21 protein-coding genes and 1 pseudogene are annotated in these 16,622 nt (G+C 55.9%); 4 read left to right on the top strand and 18 right to left on the bottom strand.

All coding sequences use genetic code 11. From position 1 onward, the window contains the following. Positions 1-28: 28 nt before the first annotated feature. The 12 genes and pseudogenes from V3C63_RS10565 to V3C63_RS10510 all read right to left on the bottom strand — a co-directional run bounded on the left by V3C63_RS10565 (position 29) and on the right by V3C63_RS10510 (position 10,227). On the bottom strand, positions 29-886 hold the full coding sequence (locus V3C63_RS10565; RefSeq protein WP_329887823.1) for a class II fructose-bisphosphate aldolase: 858 nt from the start codon (positions 884-886) through the stop codon (positions 29-31). Between the two features lie 3 nt (positions 887-889). Next, on the bottom strand, positions 890-1,255 hold the full coding sequence (locus V3C63_RS10560; protein WP_329887821.1) for a DUF1667 domain-containing protein: 366 nt from the start codon (positions 1,253-1,255) through the stop codon (positions 890-892). Beyond that, positions 1,252-2,544, bottom strand: coding sequence for an NAD(P)/FAD-dependent oxidoreductase (locus tag V3C63_RS10555; protein ID WP_329887820.1), 1,293 nt, complete (start codon positions 2,542-2,544; stop codon positions 1,252-1,254). Before V3C63_RS10555 ends, V3C63_RS10560 begins: the two co-directional genes overlap by 4 nt. A gap of 23 nt (positions 2,545-2,567) precedes the next feature. Next, the gene (locus V3C63_RS10550) at positions 2,568-4,019 is read right to left on the bottom strand and encodes an NAD(P)/FAD-dependent oxidoreductase (protein WP_329887818.1); all 1,452 of its coding nucleotides are present in this window, start codon (positions 4,017-4,019) and stop codon (positions 2,568-2,570) included. Positions 4,020-4,056: 37 nt separating this feature from the next. Next, on the bottom strand, positions 4,057-4,812 hold the full coding sequence (locus V3C63_RS10545; RefSeq protein ID WP_329887817.1) for an SDR family NAD(P)-dependent oxidoreductase: 756 nt from the start codon (positions 4,810-4,812) through the stop codon (positions 4,057-4,059). Positions 4,813-4,842: 30 nt separating this feature from the next. Then, the gene (locus tag V3C63_RS10540; protein WP_329887816.1) at positions 4,843-6,348 is read right to left on the bottom strand and encodes an FGGY-family carbohydrate kinase; all 1,506 of its coding nucleotides are present in this window, start codon (positions 6,346-6,348) and stop codon (positions 4,843-4,845) included. Positions 6,349-6,429: 81 nt separating this feature from the next. Then, on the bottom strand, positions 6,430-7,023 hold the full coding sequence (locus V3C63_RS10535) for a glycerol-3-phosphate responsive antiterminator (protein WP_329887815.1): 594 nt from the start codon (positions 7,021-7,023) through the stop codon (positions 6,430-6,432). Between the two features lie 27 nt (positions 7,024-7,050). Beyond that, entirely contained in the window at positions 7,051-8,541 is a 1,491-nt protein-coding gene (gene glpK / locus V3C63_RS10530) for a glycerol kinase GlpK (RefSeq protein WP_329887814.1), read from the bottom strand. Positions 8,542-8,834: 293 nt separating this feature from the next. Continuing rightward, the gene (gene rd / locus V3C63_RS10525) at positions 8,835-8,999 is read right to left on the bottom strand and encodes a rubredoxin (protein WP_329887813.1); all 165 of its coding nucleotides are present in this window, start codon (positions 8,997-8,999) and stop codon (positions 8,835-8,837) included. A gap of 121 nt (positions 9,000-9,120) precedes the next feature. Continuing rightward, a pseudogene (locus tag V3C63_RS10520) lies at positions 9,121-9,597 on the bottom strand (23S rRNA (pseudouridine(1915)-N(3))-methyltransferase RlmH). Positions 9,598-9,764: 167 nt separating this feature from the next. Next, positions 9,765-9,926 (bottom strand): hypothetical protein, encoded by a 162-nt coding sequence (locus V3C63_RS10515; RefSeq protein ID WP_329887811.1) that lies wholly within the window; start codon positions 9,924-9,926, stop codon positions 9,765-9,767. A gap of 58 nt (positions 9,927-9,984) precedes the next feature. Next, positions 9,985-10,227: a DUF1638 domain-containing protein gene (locus tag V3C63_RS10510; RefSeq protein ID WP_329887809.1), complete on the bottom strand. Its 243-nt coding sequence runs from the start codon at positions 10,225-10,227 to the stop codon at positions 9,985-9,987. Between the two features lie 271 nt (positions 10,228-10,498). Between V3C63_RS10510 and V3C63_RS10505 the strand changes: the two genes are divergently transcribed. Next, positions 10,499-10,909 carry an ACT domain-containing protein gene (locus tag V3C63_RS10505; protein ID WP_329887808.1) on the top strand — a complete coding sequence of 137 codons (411 nt, stop codon included), beginning with the start codon at positions 10,499-10,501 and terminating at the stop codon, positions 10,907-10,909. 68 nt (positions 10,910-10,977) lie between these two features. On the opposite strand, the gene V3C63_RS10500 is transcribed toward V3C63_RS10505, so the two are convergent. Next, positions 10,978-12,375: an MATE family efflux transporter gene (locus V3C63_RS10500; protein ID WP_329887807.1), complete on the bottom strand. Its 1,398-nt coding sequence runs from the start codon at positions 12,373-12,375 to the stop codon at positions 10,978-10,980. 187 nt (positions 12,376-12,562) lie between these two features. Beyond that, entirely contained in the window at positions 12,563-13,594 is a 1,032-nt protein-coding gene (locus V3C63_RS10495) for a 3-deoxy-7-phosphoheptulonate synthase (RefSeq protein WP_425355387.1), read from the bottom strand. 264 nt (positions 13,595-13,858) lie between these two features. On the opposite strand from V3C63_RS10495, the gene V3C63_RS10490 reads away from it, so the two are divergent. Genes V3C63_RS10490 through yaaA form a run of 3 tightly spaced genes read left to right on the top strand, consistent with a single transcriptional unit; the run spans position 13,859 to position 15,692 of the window. After that, positions 13,859-14,275: a secondary thiamine-phosphate synthase enzyme YjbQ gene (locus V3C63_RS10490; protein ID WP_329887806.1), complete on the top strand. Its 417-nt coding sequence runs from the start codon at positions 13,859-13,861 to the stop codon at positions 14,273-14,275. An 8-nt stretch (positions 14,276-14,283) separates the two neighbouring features. Further along, positions 14,284-14,880 (top strand): tetratricopeptide repeat protein, encoded by a 597-nt coding sequence (locus tag V3C63_RS10485; protein ID WP_329887804.1) that lies wholly within the window; start codon positions 14,284-14,286, stop codon positions 14,878-14,880. Continuing rightward, the gene (gene yaaA / locus V3C63_RS10480; RefSeq protein ID WP_329887802.1) at positions 14,877-15,692 is read left to right on the top strand and encodes a peroxide stress protein YaaA; all 816 of its coding nucleotides are present in this window, start codon (positions 14,877-14,879) and stop codon (positions 15,690-15,692) included. The genes V3C63_RS10485 and yaaA overlap by 4 nt, the downstream gene beginning before the upstream one ends. Here yaaA and V3C63_RS10475 read toward each other — a convergent pair. The 4 genes from V3C63_RS10475 to V3C63_RS10460 are packed head-to-tail and all read right to left on the bottom strand — an operon-like array spanning position 15,636 to position 16,472. Beyond that, a complete protein-coding gene (locus V3C63_RS10475) occupies positions 15,636-15,836 on the bottom strand; it encodes a hypothetical protein (RefSeq protein ID WP_329887800.1) in 201 nt (66 codons plus the stop codon). The two genes, yaaA and V3C63_RS10475, sit on opposite strands and share 57 nt — an antisense overlap. A 9-nt stretch (positions 15,837-15,845) precedes the next feature. Further along, positions 15,846-16,058, bottom strand: a complete 213-nt coding sequence (locus V3C63_RS10470) for a hypothetical protein (protein WP_329887799.1) — start codon at positions 16,056-16,058, stop codon at positions 15,846-15,848. After that, positions 16,055-16,390, bottom strand: coding sequence for a GNAT family N-acetyltransferase (locus V3C63_RS10465; protein ID WP_329887798.1), 336 nt, complete (start codon positions 16,388-16,390; stop codon positions 16,055-16,057). Before V3C63_RS10465 ends, V3C63_RS10470 begins: the two co-directional genes overlap by 4 nt. After that, on the bottom strand, positions 16,338-16,472 hold the full coding sequence (locus V3C63_RS10460; RefSeq protein WP_329887796.1) for a GNAT family N-acetyltransferase: 135 nt from the start codon (positions 16,470-16,472) through the stop codon (positions 16,338-16,340). Before V3C63_RS10460 ends, V3C63_RS10465 begins: the two co-directional genes overlap by 53 nt. Positions 16,473-16,622: the final 150 nt, after the last annotated feature.

The raw sequence follows: 16,622 nt of genomic DNA, 5'->3' as shown, positions 1-16,622 counted from the left end.
ACGCCGACAGTCTGTCGGCGTTTATTTTTTATTCTCCGGCAAACAGCCTCATAGCCCGCTCCACATCGGCCTGCATCGCCAGTCGGGCCGCTTCGGCCATCTCGTCAAAGCGAATTCCCTCCTTTTTCTTCTGCAGGATGGACCGCACGCCTGCCGCCCCCGCCAAAGACATATAAGTAAAATAATTGACTTTGGCAATACCGTTTTGAATAGCCGCACGATAGTCCACCGGCGAAACCCCTGAACCGCCGTGCATCACCAGCGGCAGACCGACCGCTTCGCGAACAGCCGCCACCCGGCCAACATCGAGCACCGGCTTTACCGTGTAAACCCCGTGGGCTGTGCCGAAGGCGATCGCCAGGGCGTCAATGCCCGTGGCCGCTGCGAATTTTCCGGCCGCTTCCGGATCGGTATACGCAGCGTCCGGCGGCAAGTGAGCCGGATTGTCGGAACCGCCGCCACTTGCCGGGCGGATCACCCGGCCAAGCTCTGCCTCCACCGAAGCTCCGTATTGCCCCGCCAACGCGACCACTTTTTGCGTGATAGCCACATTTTCCTCAAAGGATTTTGCAGAGGCATCGATCATGACGGAGGTAAAGCCCAGATTCAGCGCCTGCTTTAAATAGGCCGGGTTCTCCCCGTGGTCCAGATGCACACACACCGGCACTCGGGCGCGCTTCGCCGCGTCGAGCATGATCGGCCCGATGATGACCAGCGGAGCCATGGTCTCGTGCAACTCGGCATGTTGAAGGATCACCGGTTCGCCGCGTTTTTCCGCCGCATCAATCACCGCGCGTACGCTTTCAAGGTTCACCGTGTTAAAGGCGCCGACCGCCCGATGCTGCCGCGCCGCTTCGTCCACCAGCATTTTTAAATCAACCAGCATGGCTTACCCCACCGTCTTCGATGCCACGATGTTGACCCCGCAGCCGGCCACATCTGGGATGAGCACCTCGCCGATGGCAACCGGATGATCGATTGCCGTTTCTCGGATGGCGGCCATGGCATCCATCATGCGGCCGCGCGGCATGGGAGCAGCGGATTTCACCGGAACGGACAACGCCTCCCGGCCGGCCCGTCTCAGAATCATCGTCGAGGTCAGGGTGCGCATCGGGTTAATCCATTCCTGCTCGGCAAAATCAACGCCTCGCTTGCAAAGGTTGCCCGTCACCGCGACGACTTTGCCGCCGTCGACAGTCGCCACCATTTCGCAGCTGTTGGGACAGGTGGTGCAGCTCATTTTAACGTCTTTCATCGTGCTTCTCCTTTCGCGGTCGTGGTTTTATCGCCGACAATACCCACCTTCAGCTCACCGGTGCAGCCAGCCAACGCTTCCTGTGGCAGGGTGATGATTTCCATGTTGCTCGGCAAATAGCGATGGGGTTTCTTCTCTTCAAAGATCACCTGATCGCCACAGCGCACCTGGGTTCGGCCGCTTGCAATCGGCTCCGCCACCCGGAATTTGACGGGGATCGACGCTGCATCGCCGTCAACCACCGCCGGCACCGTATAGCGCACCGGCGCTTCGGCGTACAGATTCAACGCGGCGTCGCGTTTTTGCCTTGCGCCGGCCGCATAATCCGCCGCCTGACGCCCGGCTTCAAAGGCCTCCTCCGTGACATAGTCCACCACGTCGTGCACATGCAGCACATTGCCGCAGGCAAAAATGCCCGGCACCGAGGTTTGAAGGATATCGTCAACCTGCGGCCCGCCGGTTACCGGATCCATCGCAACCCCGGCTTTGCGGCTCAGCTCGTTTTCCGGGATCAGCCCGACGGAAAGCAGCAGCGTATCACAGGGAATCACCCGCCGCGTTTTCGGAATCGGTTGCCGCGCGCCGTCCACTTCACACACCTCCACCGACTGCACCCGGTCTTTCCCATTGATCCGGGTCACCGTGGTCGACAGATGCAGTGGGATGCCAAAGTCGTCCAGGCAGTTGATAATATTGCGATAGAGCCCGTTGGGATAGGGCATGATTTCGTAAACCCCTTCGACCTCGATGCCTTCCAGAGCAAAGCGGCGCGCCATGATGAGCCCGATATCCCCGGAGCCCAGAATCACCGCCCGATTTCCCGGGCGCATATTTTCCAGATTCACATAGCGCTGGGCGATGCCCGCCGTGAACACGCCGGCCGGTCGGTCCCCCGGGATGCGGATCGCGCCGCGGGTGCGTTCCCGACATCCCATAGCCAGCACCACGGCTTCTGCCGTGAGAATCAAGGTTCCCTTTTCATTTATCGCCTGAACGGTTTGTCCCCTTTCGCCGTGATCGATCTTCAGCACCATCGTGTCGAGATAAACGGCGATGTCTTTGCCGGTCAGCTGATCGATAAAGCGCTCGGCGTATTCCGGACCGGTGAGCTCTTCCCTAAAATGATGCAGGCCGAATCCCGCGTGAATGCATTGCTCGAGAATGCCGCCAAGTTCGCCGTTGCGCTCAATCATCGCGACCGATGCCTGCCTTTCCCTGGCGGCTAACGCCGCCGCGAGTCCCGCCGGGCCGCCGCCAACCACCACCACATCATAATGAATAGTTTGCATTTTGCTTCCCCTTCTATCCCCCGCTACTTGATATTGCCGAATAGCACCGGTGAAATCTTCTCTTCAAATTGGATGGCCTCTTCCGGCACGCCCAGCTCCCGGGCCAGAATTTTCATCACTTTGAACTGGCAGAAACCGCTCTGACAGCGGCCCATGCCGGCCCGAGTGCGCCGCTTAACACCCTCGACGGTCCGCGCTCCCAAACGCTGATGAATCGCCGCGACGATTTCGCCTTCCGTCACGGTCTCACACCGGCACACGATGCGCCCGTAGGCCGGATCTTTCCCAATCAGCGCGTCCTGCTTTTCAAGACTTAACTGATCGAAATCCGGCGGCGCCTGGCGATACCGCTGATAACCCGACCGAGGTTTGAGTTCGAGATCTGCATCGGCCAAAAGATCCCGCACGTATTCGGCGATGGCCGGCGACGACGCGGCCCCCGGCGACTGAATCCCCGCCGCGTGAATGAAATGCGGCAGCGCAGGCGACGCAGCGATCCAAAAATCATTGCCGTTATCCAGAGCGACCGGGCGTTGCCCGGCAAAGGTACGAATCACGCTGCTGTCTTTAAAATCCGGAACCAGATGATGGGCCCCGGCCAAAAGCTCATCGATGCCTTCGGCGTCGTTGCTGGTGTCTTCTTTGTCCTCACGCATGGTCGCCGTGGAGCCGACGATGGTGTTGCCGTGGGCCATCGGAATCAAGGCGATGCCCTTGGTGTCTGGGCTCGGGCAGGGAAACATCACCGTCGAAATCGGCGTCGGCATGTTTTTATCCAGCACGCAAAGATTCCCGTGACGCCCCTGGACTCGGTACTCATGCAAGCCGGCCAGCGCCGCCACGTCATCGGCGTGCACACCGGCCGCGTCCACGATATAGCGCGTGCGGAAGCGATCGATCGGCGTCGTGACGGTGAAAGCCCCGTCTTCGTCCGCACGGATCCCTGTCACCGGCTGATTGACCAAAATATCGGCGCCGTTTTCCGCTGCGTTTTCTGCAAAGGCCACCGCCACCTCAAAAGGGTCGATCATCGTTGTCGTGTGAGCCAGCAGCGCACCGAGCGCCGCCTTGTTGATAAAGGGCTCGCGATTTTGTAACTGCGACGCGTCGATACGCTCCACCTGCGCCACCCCGTTCACCCGAGCATTATCGCAGAGCTCATTCACCTTTTTTAGATCCTGATCGGAGTAGGCCACCACCAGCGTTCCCGTTTTGCGAATGTGAAAATCCAGATCGCGGGCCAGCTGCGGATACATCCGCGCGCCCACAGGGTTGAGCTTCGCCTTGAGCGTCCCGGGGTGGGGGTCGTAGCCCGGATGCACCACGCCACCGTTGCCCTTGGTCGCCCCGACGCCGATATCCGGTTTGCGCTCTAAAAGCGCCAGTTTCAAATCGTATTTCGCGAGTTCGTGCACGATGCCCGTCCCGGTGATCCCCCCGCCGATGACCATCACATCGTAAATTGCCTGTTCCATTTTGTCCTCCCTCTTTTCCCGGCGCATCACACTGCCATCAGCGCATCAACATGCCGCCGGTCACATCCACTGTGGCGCCGGTCATATAAGCGGCCGGCTGCGACGCGAGAAAAACGATCACATCGGCCACTTCTTCGGGCTTCGCCACATGACCGACGGGGATCCGGCTTTCGTAATACCCCGGGTGCGCCACCATGCTCGCCGCAATCATATCCGTCTCGACAATCCCCAGCGCCACCGCATTCACCGTAATGCCCTTGGGCGAAAGCTCTCTGGCCATCGAAACGGTCATCGCTGCCATGCCGGCCTTACTCGCCGCGTAGTGCACGTGGCCGGTGGTCGAGCCATGAAAGGCCGCCTGAGAATTCACATTAATAATGCGCCCGCTGCGCCCGGCCGCGAGATTAACTTTGGCAAAATACTGAGACGCGCGAAAGGCTGCCGTCAGGTTCACATCCAGGGTACGCTGCCAATCATCGAGCGCGATGTCCTGGCACCATCCCTGCAGAAAAATCCCCGCATTGTTGATGAGGATATCCATCTTGCCCAGGGCTTCGTGGGCCTTTTCCATCACCGTCGTCACGGCGGAGACATCGGCAAAGTCCGCCGCCAGCGCCACCGCACGCACGCCAAAAGTCTCGCAGGCCGCCGCCGTTTGAGCCGCCCCGTCGAGATGCCCGGCCACCACGGCCAGATCCGCGCCCTCTTTCGCCAAGGCCAATGCCACCGCCCGGCCGACGCCTCGGGACGCCCCGGTCACAATCGCTTTTTTCCCGTTCAATCTAAGATCCATGATTGCCTCTTTTCCTGTTTTCGTCGATTTTTATTCGTCCCAATCGTCCCAGACGCCGTCCAGCACGTCGATTACTTTGCGGTATCGCGCGTATTTCTTGTCGTAAAGCGCCTTCTTCGCCGGGTCGGGCTTCGCGGTGTACATCACATCCACCATCGACGCCGACGCTTCTTTAAAGGACGCAAACACCCCAGTGGCCACACCGGCGCAAATAGCCGCCCCCAAAGCGCCCAATTCCTGGCTGCGCGCTACCTCGATGGGCGTTTGCAACACATCAGCAAACATCTGCACCCAGATTTCCGATTTCGCCACGCCGCCGGCCATCCGGATAAGCGCCGGCTTGTCGCGATACTTAAGCAGCTTCTCGATGTGATAGCGATGGCTGAACACAATCCCTTCGTAGACCGCGCGCAGCATATTGCCCCGGGTATGCCAGGACTGCAGCCCCACAAAAGCCCCTTTGGCATTGACGTGCACATTTGTCCCGAAGAGGAAGGGCAGAAACACCAGACCGCAATCCTGTTCTCCGATTTTCTCAACCGATGCGTTGGAGACTTCGTAGATATCCTTGCCTTTTAAATCCACATCCCGCAGTATCTCCGTGAGAAACCATTCGAGATTGCTGGCCGAGGTCGGACTGCCCTCGAGGATCATCCAATAACCGGGTATCGTATCAATGGAGGTCATGAATAAATCCTTGTCCACCACCGGCTTTTTGCTGATGTATTCGTTGATGCTCCAGGTGCCGGCCACCACGCACATGGTGCCTTCATCGGTGACGCCCACGGCCATGGCCGACGCGTGAATATCCATGCTGCCGCCGGCCACCGACGTCCCGGCTTTAAGCCCGGTGAGCCCGGCCGCTTCTTCCGTCACCCGGCCGCAGATTTCCCCGGCGTATTTGAGAGGCGGCAGCTTATCATAAATGGATTCAAGTCCCATCTCCGCCAAAAGCGCCCTATCGTAACACACATCTCGCACGTTCATCAGGCTGGAGCCCGAATAATCGGTAATTTCGGCATAGGGCTCCCCGGTGAGCTTCATCCGGATAAAATCCTTGCACATTAAAATCCAGCGGGTATCGGCCAGGACTTCCGGCCGATATTTCATAAACCAGCGCAGAATCGTCGTCGGCTGCCCGGCCCAGCAAGACTGCATCGTCTTGGGCAGGATGCGCTCAAAGGTGCCGTCGCTGTTCCAGGCGATGGCAAATTCCTTGCCGCGGGAATCGGTAGAGATGATGCCGTTGTAAGCCGGGATGCCGTCGGCCCGGGTTAAATAAAGCCCGTTGCCGTGGCCCGTTACCGCGACGCCGAGCACTTCCTCCCCGGAGACACCGGCTCCTGCCAGCACCGAGCGAATCGCCCCGACATTCGCTGCCCACATTTCATCCCCGTCGCGTTCCGTAAAGCCGGGCTCCGGCTGGATCAGCGCCGTCTTGCGGCTGCTCACCGCCACTTCATGCCCCTTCAGGTCGTAAAGCGCCGCCTTTGTCATCGTGCCGCCGTTATCCAGTCCCAATAAATACTGCCCCATAGTTCCTCCCTTTTTGTTCAAAAAATCCTGCTTAATCCGCGAACAACGCCGATCAAACAGGATTTCACCACAACTTTTCCGTTACACTCTTTTGTTGTCACTCGAATGCCAATCCCATAAATCCCGGCGACTGATGGTCGCTCCGTTAAATCCCGCGGCTCGGACCTGGTCCAAGGTCTCCGCGCTTTGAATGAAACCGCCGGCCAAAAGCGGCATGGCTGCTACCTGCCGCAGTTTCTCAATGATCATCACGCCGATCACCGCCGGCAAAATTTCTGCCGCATGTGCCGCCGATCCCTTGAGGATGCGCAGGCTGGTGTCCAGGGCGCGGGAATCGCTGATCAGAAATCGCTGAATGGTGTAAAGGCCGGCGTGTCTGGCCATACCCAGGCGGCTACTATCGGTGGACATCACCCCGTCTACGCCATAATAATTCTTCAGCAGTTTAATGCCCGCCTGGTCGCGCCCGAACCCACCGAGCAGTTCCATATTGACGAGTACCTGCTTGCCCGCCGCATGTACTTTTTTCGCCAGCGGTTTTAAATTCGCAATATCCGCCCCCGTCAGCAAAATAGCCGAACAATCACCCTTTAACGCCGCTGCCAAATCGCCGAGCCGCTTGATTGACGGAATAACCGTAAATCTCTTCGTCAATACGCTTTCGATGCTTTCCATGCGATCGTTTCTTTCTCTTCGATCCAATTATGCTCTGGCCCAGTCCTTCGAGCGTTCTACAGCCGACCGCCATTGGTCGTAAAGCAGTTCCCGCTCGGTGTCGCCGATCTTCGGTTCAAAAATTTTGTCGGCCTGCCACATATCCCGAATTTCATCGATGCTTTTAAAGATCCCGCAGCCGAGTCCCGCCAGATAGCAGGCGCCAAGCGCCGTCGTTTCGATATCTTTCGGCCGGATGACCCTGCAGTTGAGAATATCCGCCTGGAACTGCATCAGCCAGTCGTTTTGTGCTGCGCCGCCATCCACCTTGAGCTCCTTGAGAGTGATGCCGGAGTTTTCGGCCATGTCCTCCAGCAGATCTCTGGTTTGATACGCCATGGATTCCAGCGCCGCCCGGGTGATTTGTTCCTGCGTCGTGTCAGCTGTGACACCGATGATCATGCCCCGGGCATTGGTATTGTAGTGCGGAGCGCCCAGCCCGGTAAACGCCGGCACAAAGAAGACGCCGCCGTTATCCGCAAGCGAAGCGGCCATCGTTTCGGATTCGCTGGCCTTGCCGAAGAAGTGCATCTTGTCCCGTAGCCACTGCACCACCTGACCGGCAATTAAAATGGAGGCCCCCATCGAATACTTGATCTGATCGTCGATGCCCCAGGCCAGCGTCATCAGGCCGGTGGCAGTGCGCGGGGCCTTATCACCGGTAAACATCAGCGGCACGGCCGAAGTCCCGTACGTGTTCTTGGCCGCACCCTCATCAAAGCAGGCCTGCCCGAAAAGCGCCGCCGACTGATCGCCGGCAATCCCGGTGATTGGAATTTTCGCACCAAACCACTTGGGATCGGCCATACCGAAAAGACCCACCGAATTTTTGACTTCCGGTAAAATGTCCTTTGGAATGGCCAATACTTTGAGCAGATCGTCGTCCCATTGACCTTCATAAGGGTTAAAGACCAGCGTCCGCGCCGCGTTGGAATAATCTGTCGCATGGACCCGGCCACAGGTTAAATTCCAGAGCAGCCAGGCGTCGATGTTCCCGAATTTCAAATCGCCGTTGTTTGCCTTGGTCTGGGCTTCTGACACGTTATCGAGAATCCAGCGGATCTTAGTCCCCGAATAGGTCGGATCGAGCACCAACCCTGTCCGCTGATTGAAGAGCGCATTGTGCCCCGCCCGGCGCAGCCGTTCCACGATGGGCGCTGTCCGCCGGCATCCCCAAACAATGTCGTGATACACCGGTTTGCCGGTATTTTTATCCCACATCACCGTGGTTTCACGTTGGTTGGTAATCCCGATCGCCGTGATATCCGCCCCAGCCAGACCGGCTTTGGCGATAGCATTGCGCGAGGTCTCCAGCGTGACCTGCCAGATTTCTTCGGCCGATTGTTCCCACCAGCCGGATTTAGGATAAAACTGTTCGTATTCCTTGTAATCCAGTGCGACTACACGACCGCTTTCATCATAAATCACGCCGCGGGATCCCGTCGTCCCCTGATCCATGATCAGAATATGCTTTGCCATTGCTCCCCTCCTCATTGTTCAACCATGTGCTGAGGCGATAAAAACATCCAACAAAAAATCCTGTTTAATAAGCGTACTTCTTTCACCATACACTTATTAAACAGGACTCAGCGTTTCCGTCCATCTCCTCAATCTCCAGATGTATTCTGTTTCTCATCAGTTTATCACGACTTGTAAAGGGTGTCAATATTCCGTTGGTGTTTTCAGTTAATTTTTATTTTATCTATTCCATTCGAGGCACAAACAAAGACCGCAGGTCTCCCTGCGGTCCGATTGTATTTGCCCTATTTTAATTATTCTTCGACGAGTTCGAAATCATCTTTGCTGGCGCCGCACAGCGGGCACTCCCAGTCCTCCGACAGATCTTCCCACTTGGTGCCCGGTGCAATGCCGTTGTCCGGATCGCCGGCTGCCTCGTCATAGATATAACCACATAAAGTGCATTCGTATTTTCTCATAAGTTCCTCCTTGATGGATCTCAGTAATTTAAAAACTGATTTGATTATAACCGATCTAATGAGCCTTGTCTATTCGAAAAACAAAAAATGCTTTTCCTTCTGTTTTTTCTGCAACGTCCGCCTATTTGTGATATTTCCGGCCTACGTCAATCATCAAGCCTCGGTATATCTGTTCTAGAGCGAGCACTCGGGTCATCAAATGAGTAAAGGTCAGACGTGACAGCTGCCAACGCACGTCGGCGCGTCGGATCAGGGCTTCCCCCACCCCGAGGGATCCCCCGATGACGAACACCAGCTCCGATGCTTTAAGCTGCCACGCTGCCAGCTGTTTCGCAAAGGCTTCTGAGGTCCACTAATGGCCGTGCAGATCCAACAGAACCACCCAGGCCCCCGGTTTGATCTTGACCAGAGCCCGCTTCGCCTCGCGGTCCAAGATTTTCTGACGCTCGCCGGGGCGTTCTTCACGAAAATTAGCCTCGTCCTTTACTTCGATCACTTCGCATTTGGCAAAGGCCCTCAATCGCCTGCAATAATCCGCCTGAAGCGCCGCCAGATGTTTATCTTTTAATCGGCCGATGGCCACAATGGTCAGTTTCATCAAAATTAAAATCTCTCCTTGGCGTAGGCCTGCCAATTTTCACTAAAAAATCATCCCGGGTGATGGTTTCTCCCGGCGCTTTCACCATGAACTGCTCGTCCCATCGCCCGGTGATGAGTTTCCCAGAACACGATTGCTCCCCGGCACCGGGTGCATCCGAGCCTTCATCAAATCAGCGCCGCGTTTCGCCTTGCCGACGAAGGGCTCTCCCGGGTCAGATCCTCCACGCCGGTATCCACCGCATCCAGCGCATCATAATCGGCGAACCAAGTGTCGAACAGCTCCTGGGCCTTGGCCCGGCCATGCGCTTCCGCCAAGCTGCGATACAAACGCTCCGGCGAAAAAAGCCGGACCGGATATTGAACATATAAAAGCGGCCGGGCTGCTTCAAATCGGGATGATAGGCGTCGTCAGGGCGATGGAAACGCAGTCGTCAAAACGCGGGATAACGATTTTCTGCCGGGCGGCGATCCCCTCCCAAACGCCGCCGCAATAACCCTGAGCCACAAGCACCGTGTCCCGGTCTTTGGGAGTGCGGCGATCCAGGGCGTCGACGGCCGCTTCGCGCTTTTTGGCGGATCCACGTGCAGCCGCATGTTCAGGGCCACCACCGGGCAGTGCGCGCCACATTTTTGCTGGGCCGTCATCACATAATGAACCAAATTGCCGCAGGCTAAAATCACTGGCTTCATAATACTCCTCTCCTCTTATGCTCAGTTGATGCCTTTGTGCCTTTTGTGCTTCGTTTTTTATTTTACGTCATTTTAACCGCTTTGGCAATTTATGCAAAATATTTCAAAAAAACATGGTCCGGCAAAGTTCTGTGTTACAATAACATTAATCAATGTCAATCAATTCATCCGTCGGCCGCTAAGTCCGGCGACACTTCGAAGGAGACAATATGCCCAATCAAGTTTCGCTATTTGCCGAAAATAAAAAAGGCGCTCTCCGCGCCATCACTGCCGTTTTAGCCGATGCCGATATCAACATCAACACCATGCTGACCAACGACTCCGCCGAATACGGCATCGTCCGGTTGATCGTCGACCGCCCAGAAGAAGCCATCGCCGCGCTTAAAGCCGAAGGCTATCAATGCCGGCTCGACCAGGTGCTCGCGGTGCACATGCCCGACGATCCCGGCTCCCTCGACAAAATTTTAAAGGCCCTCTCCGACGGGCGCATCAATATCGACTATCTTTATATTTCCTACGACCGCCACGCAGCGACGCCCATCGCCGTGATTAAAACCAGCGAGCCGGAGGCCGAAGCCTTTCTGCGCGGCCGCGGCTATCAAATCGCCGATCAATTTTAAATCGCCTAGCCTTTAAAATGCCCGGGGCAAAAAACCAGCACGTTTGGCGTGCTGGTTTTTTGTACTTTTTATGACACCGCAGCCACCGAAAGCTGATCCATCTTCCGAAATTCAATGCGGTCGAGCAGAAGACTGAGCACAAAGGCCGCCAGATCGGCCACAGGAGCCGACCACATGATGCCGACGATCCCCCATTTTAACGGCAGAATCAAAATCATCGGGATCAAAAAGAGCACTTGACGCGAAAGCGAAAGCACAATGCCTCGGGCGGGCTTACCGATGGCCGAGAAAAAGTTGGACGAGAGCAGCTGCACCCCGTTGATCAGCACGGTGCACAAAAACGTGCGCATGAAAAGCACGGTAAAACGCATATAAAGCCGGTTATCCGCCGCACCAAAAAAAGACACGATGGTTTTCGGAAAAAACTGAAACGCCACAAAGGCAATGACCGAAATAATAAAGGAACATTTCACCGCGAGGCTAAAAGTCGCCTTGACCCGGCCGTACTGGCGGGCCCCGTAATTAAAACCGAGAATCGGCTGGGATCCCTGGGCAAGCCCAACGAACACCCCGATGACGATGGCGTTGACTTTCATGCAGATGCCCGCTCCCGAAAGGGGAATATCCGTGCCGTAAATCGATAGGGCGCCGTAATAAGTTAGCGAGTGGTTCAAAATCACCTGCACCAACGCAAAGAGCACCTGATTGAGGCTGTTGCTCATGCCCAGCGTCGCAATGTGTCCGCAGTCCCAAAGATTCGGCCGCACAAAGGAGGCCTGGGTCAGCTGCACCGTTTTATAATGGAAAAGATAGCGCACCGCGATGATGCAGGATAACACCTGGGACAGCGCCGTGGCCATGGCCGCGCCGGCGACGCCCAAATGCAGACCAAAAATAAAAATCGGATCGAGAACGGTGTTGGTCACCGCGCCAACCACCATGAACATCATCGAGTATTTCGGTGAGCCGTCCGCCCGAATCATATTGCTCATCACGTTGGTCATCAGCAAAAATGGCAGTCCCAGTCCAGTAAAGCGCACATAGCTTTGCGCATAGGGCAGCACGGTTTTCGTGGCGCCAAAGGCATAAAGCATCGGCGTCATGGCCGACTCGACCACCGCCGCCAGCGTCACGCCGACAATTGCCGCCATCCATACCACCGTGCCCACAGTCTTTTCTGCCTGTGCATCGTTGCCCCGCCCAAGCTCCAGAGAAAAATTCGCCGCACCGCCGATTCCGATGAGCAGCGTCAGCGCGAGACAGATCGTCGTGATCGGAAACGCCACATTGGTCGCCGCGTTTCCCAAATAGCCTACGCCCTGACCGATAAAAATCTGATCGACGATGTTATAAAGCGAACTGACGACCATGGCGATGATCGATGGCACCGCAAACTGCTGCAGAAGCGCTGGAATTTTTTTCCAGCCCAGCGGATTGCTTCCCCGGTTTTGTTTTTCTGCTATCAAAGCTTTTCCACCATTCCTTTCAATCATTCAATCGTTTTTAATGAAAAGCCGATGCGCCATCGGCCTTCACACACGACGGCTTTATCTTGGCATCGCCATCTTTGCAACGCAAGACAGCCTGCCGGCAATTCACAAAAAAGCAGCTTCCTTTTTGAAACTGCTTCTCGATGCCGCTGATTTTGAAACCTCAGACCATTTCCGCCAATTCATAAATCAACGCTTCCGATTTATCCCAGCCCAGGCAAGGATCGGTGATGGACTTCCCATAGCACCCGCCGCCGATGGGCTGATTACCGTCTTTCAGATAGCTTTCGATCATAAATCCCTTTACCAGATGGTTGATGTCCGCCGAAACGTGGCAGCTGTGCATCACGTCCTTGGCAATGCGCACTTGTTCCTGCCAGCGCTTGCCGGAATTGCAGTGGTTGGTATCCACGATTACCGCCGGGTTTTGGAGCTCGGTCTTTTCGTGATAGGCATCGAGCAATCCCTGCAGATCCTCATAATGGTAATTGGGAAAGGTCCGCCCATATTGATTGACATAGCCCCGTAAAATAGCATGCGCCAGCGGATTGCCGGTGGTTTTGACTTCCCAGCCGCGATAGAGAAACGTGTGTCCGTGCTGGGCCGCGACCAGGGAATTCATCATCACCGAAATATCTCCGGAGGTCGGATTTTTCATCCCCGCCGGGATGCCGATGCCGCTGGCCACAATGCGGTGCTGCTGATCTTCCACCGAGCGAGCCCCCACCGCCACATAGGCCAGTAAGTCCGAGAGATAGCGGTGATTTTCCGGATAAAGCATTTCCTCTGCGCAGGTAAAGCCCGTTTCGCGCACGGCGCGGGTGTGCATCTCGCGGATCGCGATGATCCCCGTGAGCATATCCTCCTTCGCGTCGGGATCCGGTTGATGCAGCATGCCTTTGTAGCCCAGGCCCGTGGTCCGCGGCTTGTTGGTATAAACCCGCGGGATAATGAAAATTTTGTCCTTCACCCGATCGGCGACCTTCGCCAGCCGATACAGATAATCGAGCACGGCGTCTTCGCTGTCTGCCGAACAGGGCCCGATGATGAGCAGCAGCCGGTCGTCCTTGCCCGCAAAAATATCGGCAATCTGCTGATCCCGTTCTTCTTTAACCGCGATAACCCGGGCGTTCAGCGGGAATTTTGTCTTTAATTCCTGGGGTGTCGGCATCTTCCTGAAAAATTCCATTTGCATATCCATCGTGATTATCTCCTTTGTAAACGCTGCGGCGGCAATAACCGGCACACCGCACCCGGTCACCCGCACGCTTCGTTTAAATGCTTGATTCAAAAACGGCCTCCGCCGTTTAAATTGGTCTCATTATAACATAACGATTCGGGGGTGCTCATTTTTAGCATGTATTTATTTTCGTTCACAGGCCGTGAGTGATCGCCTCCCATGTTATAATAAAAATCACGTAATAATTACCATTTCATTTGCATTCAAAAGGAGTCTGTCATGCAATCTTTTCGCAAGGAATTATTTTTTCATTTCGACACCCGCCGCGACCTGAAGAACATCACCCCGGACGTCGAGGCGGCACTGGCCGAAAGCGGCATCCGGGAAGGGCTTGTGCTGGTCAACGCGATGAACATCACGGCTTCAGTGTTCATCAACGACGACGAACCGGGACTTCACCGAGATTTTGAACGCTGGCTCGAAAAACTCGCGCCGGAAAGGCCTTACAGCCAATACGATCACAACGGCTACGAAGATAATGCCGACGCCCATCTCAAGCGCACCATCATGGGCCGGGAGGTGGTTGTCGCCGTGACCGACGGCCGTCTGGACTTCGGCACCTGGGAGCAGATTTTTTATTACGAGCTCGATGGCAGACGCACCAAGCATGCGCTGATCAAAATCATCGGTGAGTAGGAGCGGCCATGCCGACAACGGATTACGATTTTCACGCGCATTTTTTTGGCGACAATCGCCGGCTGATGACCGACGCTGAAAAAAATCAGCTGCACGCCGCCATCAGCGCGGCTGCCGAGTGTCACGATCCCGAGGGGATGATGCTCCTCGGCCGTCTGTATTACGAAGGGTTTACCGTCGCGCAGGATTATACGGCTGCACGCCGCTGGTTTGAGCGGGCCGACGCCGCCGGCGACAGTTGGGGAACGGTTTGTCTGACTTATTGCTATTATTACGGGCGAGAGCTTCCCGTCAATTATCCGCGGGCACACGCGCTCTTCGTCAAAGCGGCCAAGATGGGCAATCACTGCGCGCTGTATGATCTGGACGACATGGCCCGGGACGAACTGAGCGTCCCCGTCGATCTGCCCCGGGCTTTGGCCTGTTGTCGCGAAGCCCTGGCCAGAATCACCCCGGCCGTCCCCGAATATCCCAATATCGCCGCGCGCATCGGCCATTTGTCCCTCCCTCAAATTGAAGCGGATCTCGCCGAATGTACGGCGATCCTTAAAACGGCCGTGGCCGATCTGCCGAAAAAAGTGCGGTATTCAGGAGAGCCGTCATGAAAATCATCATTTCTCCGGCCAAAAAAATGACAACGGCTGTCGATGCCGTTGCCACTACGCGTCCGATCTTGCTCGATCGGGCCAAAACCCTTTACGCCTGGCTAAAGAACCGATCTCCCGCTGCCCTGCAAAAGCTCTGGCAATGCAATGACGCCATCGCCGCACTGAATATCGAACGGCTGCAAAACACCGCCCCCGAGGATCTCGACACGGCGCCGACACCGGCGCTTTTGGCCTATCAGGGCATTCAATACCAAACCATGGCGCCTTTGGTCCTCACCGAGCATGCCGAAGCTTATCTCGCCGAACACCTGCGCATTTTATCGGCGCTTTACGGGGTGCTGGCCCCTACTGACGGCGTTGTTCCCTATCGCCTCGAAATGGCCCAAAAAGCTACCGTCGCATCGCATCGCGATCTTTATGCCTTTTGGGGCGACGCGCTCTATCACAGCCTGATGGACAAAGACCGCACCATCGTCAATCTGGCCTCCAGGGAATACGCCAAGGCAGTCGCCCCTTATCTCATGCCCGGCGACCGTTTCGTCACCTGCCTGTTCGCCGATCTTGTGGCCGGCAAGCCACGGCAAAAGGCGACCTACGCCAAGATGGCCCGGGGCGAGATGGTGCGCTTCATGGCCGAGAACGCCGTCACAGATTTCGAAGCGCTCAAGGCCTTCGACGACATCCGTTATTTTTATGATGCCGGCCGATCGGATGGCGATACCTTTGTCTTTATCCGCAGGCCTTACCGCCCATCATTTAAGCAAGCCGATGCCGATCAGGCAAAACACGATGCCGGCCACTTGTTTTAAATCGAGATGTTCTTTATAAAAAAGCACGCCCATCACCGCCAAAATCACCGCCACGCAAATATTCGCGATGAACGAGGCCTGGCTGACGGCCCAGCCGGCACGGTAAATCAAAAAATAGCCGGCCTCCAGCCCGATGATGGCCACTCCCAGCGCTCAGGTGCTCCAGTTTAAATGCCTGAAATCCGTCCGGAAATCGTAGGGCCTGAGCACGAGATAAATAACCATGCAGCAAATAAAGCTCACCAGATACGTCCCCGCCAGCGAAAGCATCGGGTTCGCATCGGGCGGCGTATTTTTTGACACATTATGATAGATCACATTGGACGCGATCACCATAGCCATCGGCAAATAAACCATTATTTTCATGCTAATGCCTTCTCCATGGTGATGTGCTCGCAAAATTCATCCAGATAAATCTCCCCTTTAGCAGTATATTCCAGCTTTTCATAAAAAGACTGCACCCGCACCTGCGCCGAAAGCTGCAGTGTCGGCACACCTCGGCCTCTCAGCACCTTCTCCACCGCCGTAACCATTTTCGCACCGAGACCTTCCCCGCGATGAGACCGGACCACGGCAATGCGTCCGATGTGATGGGCCCTGAACGCGTCCTGGTAAAACCGACAGCAGCCCACGGCCTGATTGTTTTCATATAGCGACCAGATGGGTCGCCGTTTTATCCAACGCATCAAACTCGTCATAAAAGCCCTGCTCATCGACAAAGACGGTCTGCCGGATGGTTCTCGCATCCGGCGGCAGACCTGCCTGCTTTCGTATTTCCACGATTTCAAATCTCCCTTTCGATTTTTGCGTCCCTGAATTTATAATCTAAGTGCAACAAATAAATAATGACTCATAGCCTTGGTATAATGGTGTTTGCAAAGACATCCAATATTCAAGGAGAAACTATGAGTCACTACAAACATCTTACAC

Source organism: Pseudoramibacter faecis (genome assembly GCF_036289405.1).
Taxonomy (GTDB): Bacteria; Bacillota; Clostridia; order Eubacteriales; family Eubacteriaceae; genus Pseudoramibacter; species Pseudoramibacter faecis.
The sequence above is the reverse complement of the archived record's forward strand: the minus strand, read 5'-3'. Positions and strand labels throughout refer to the sequence as shown.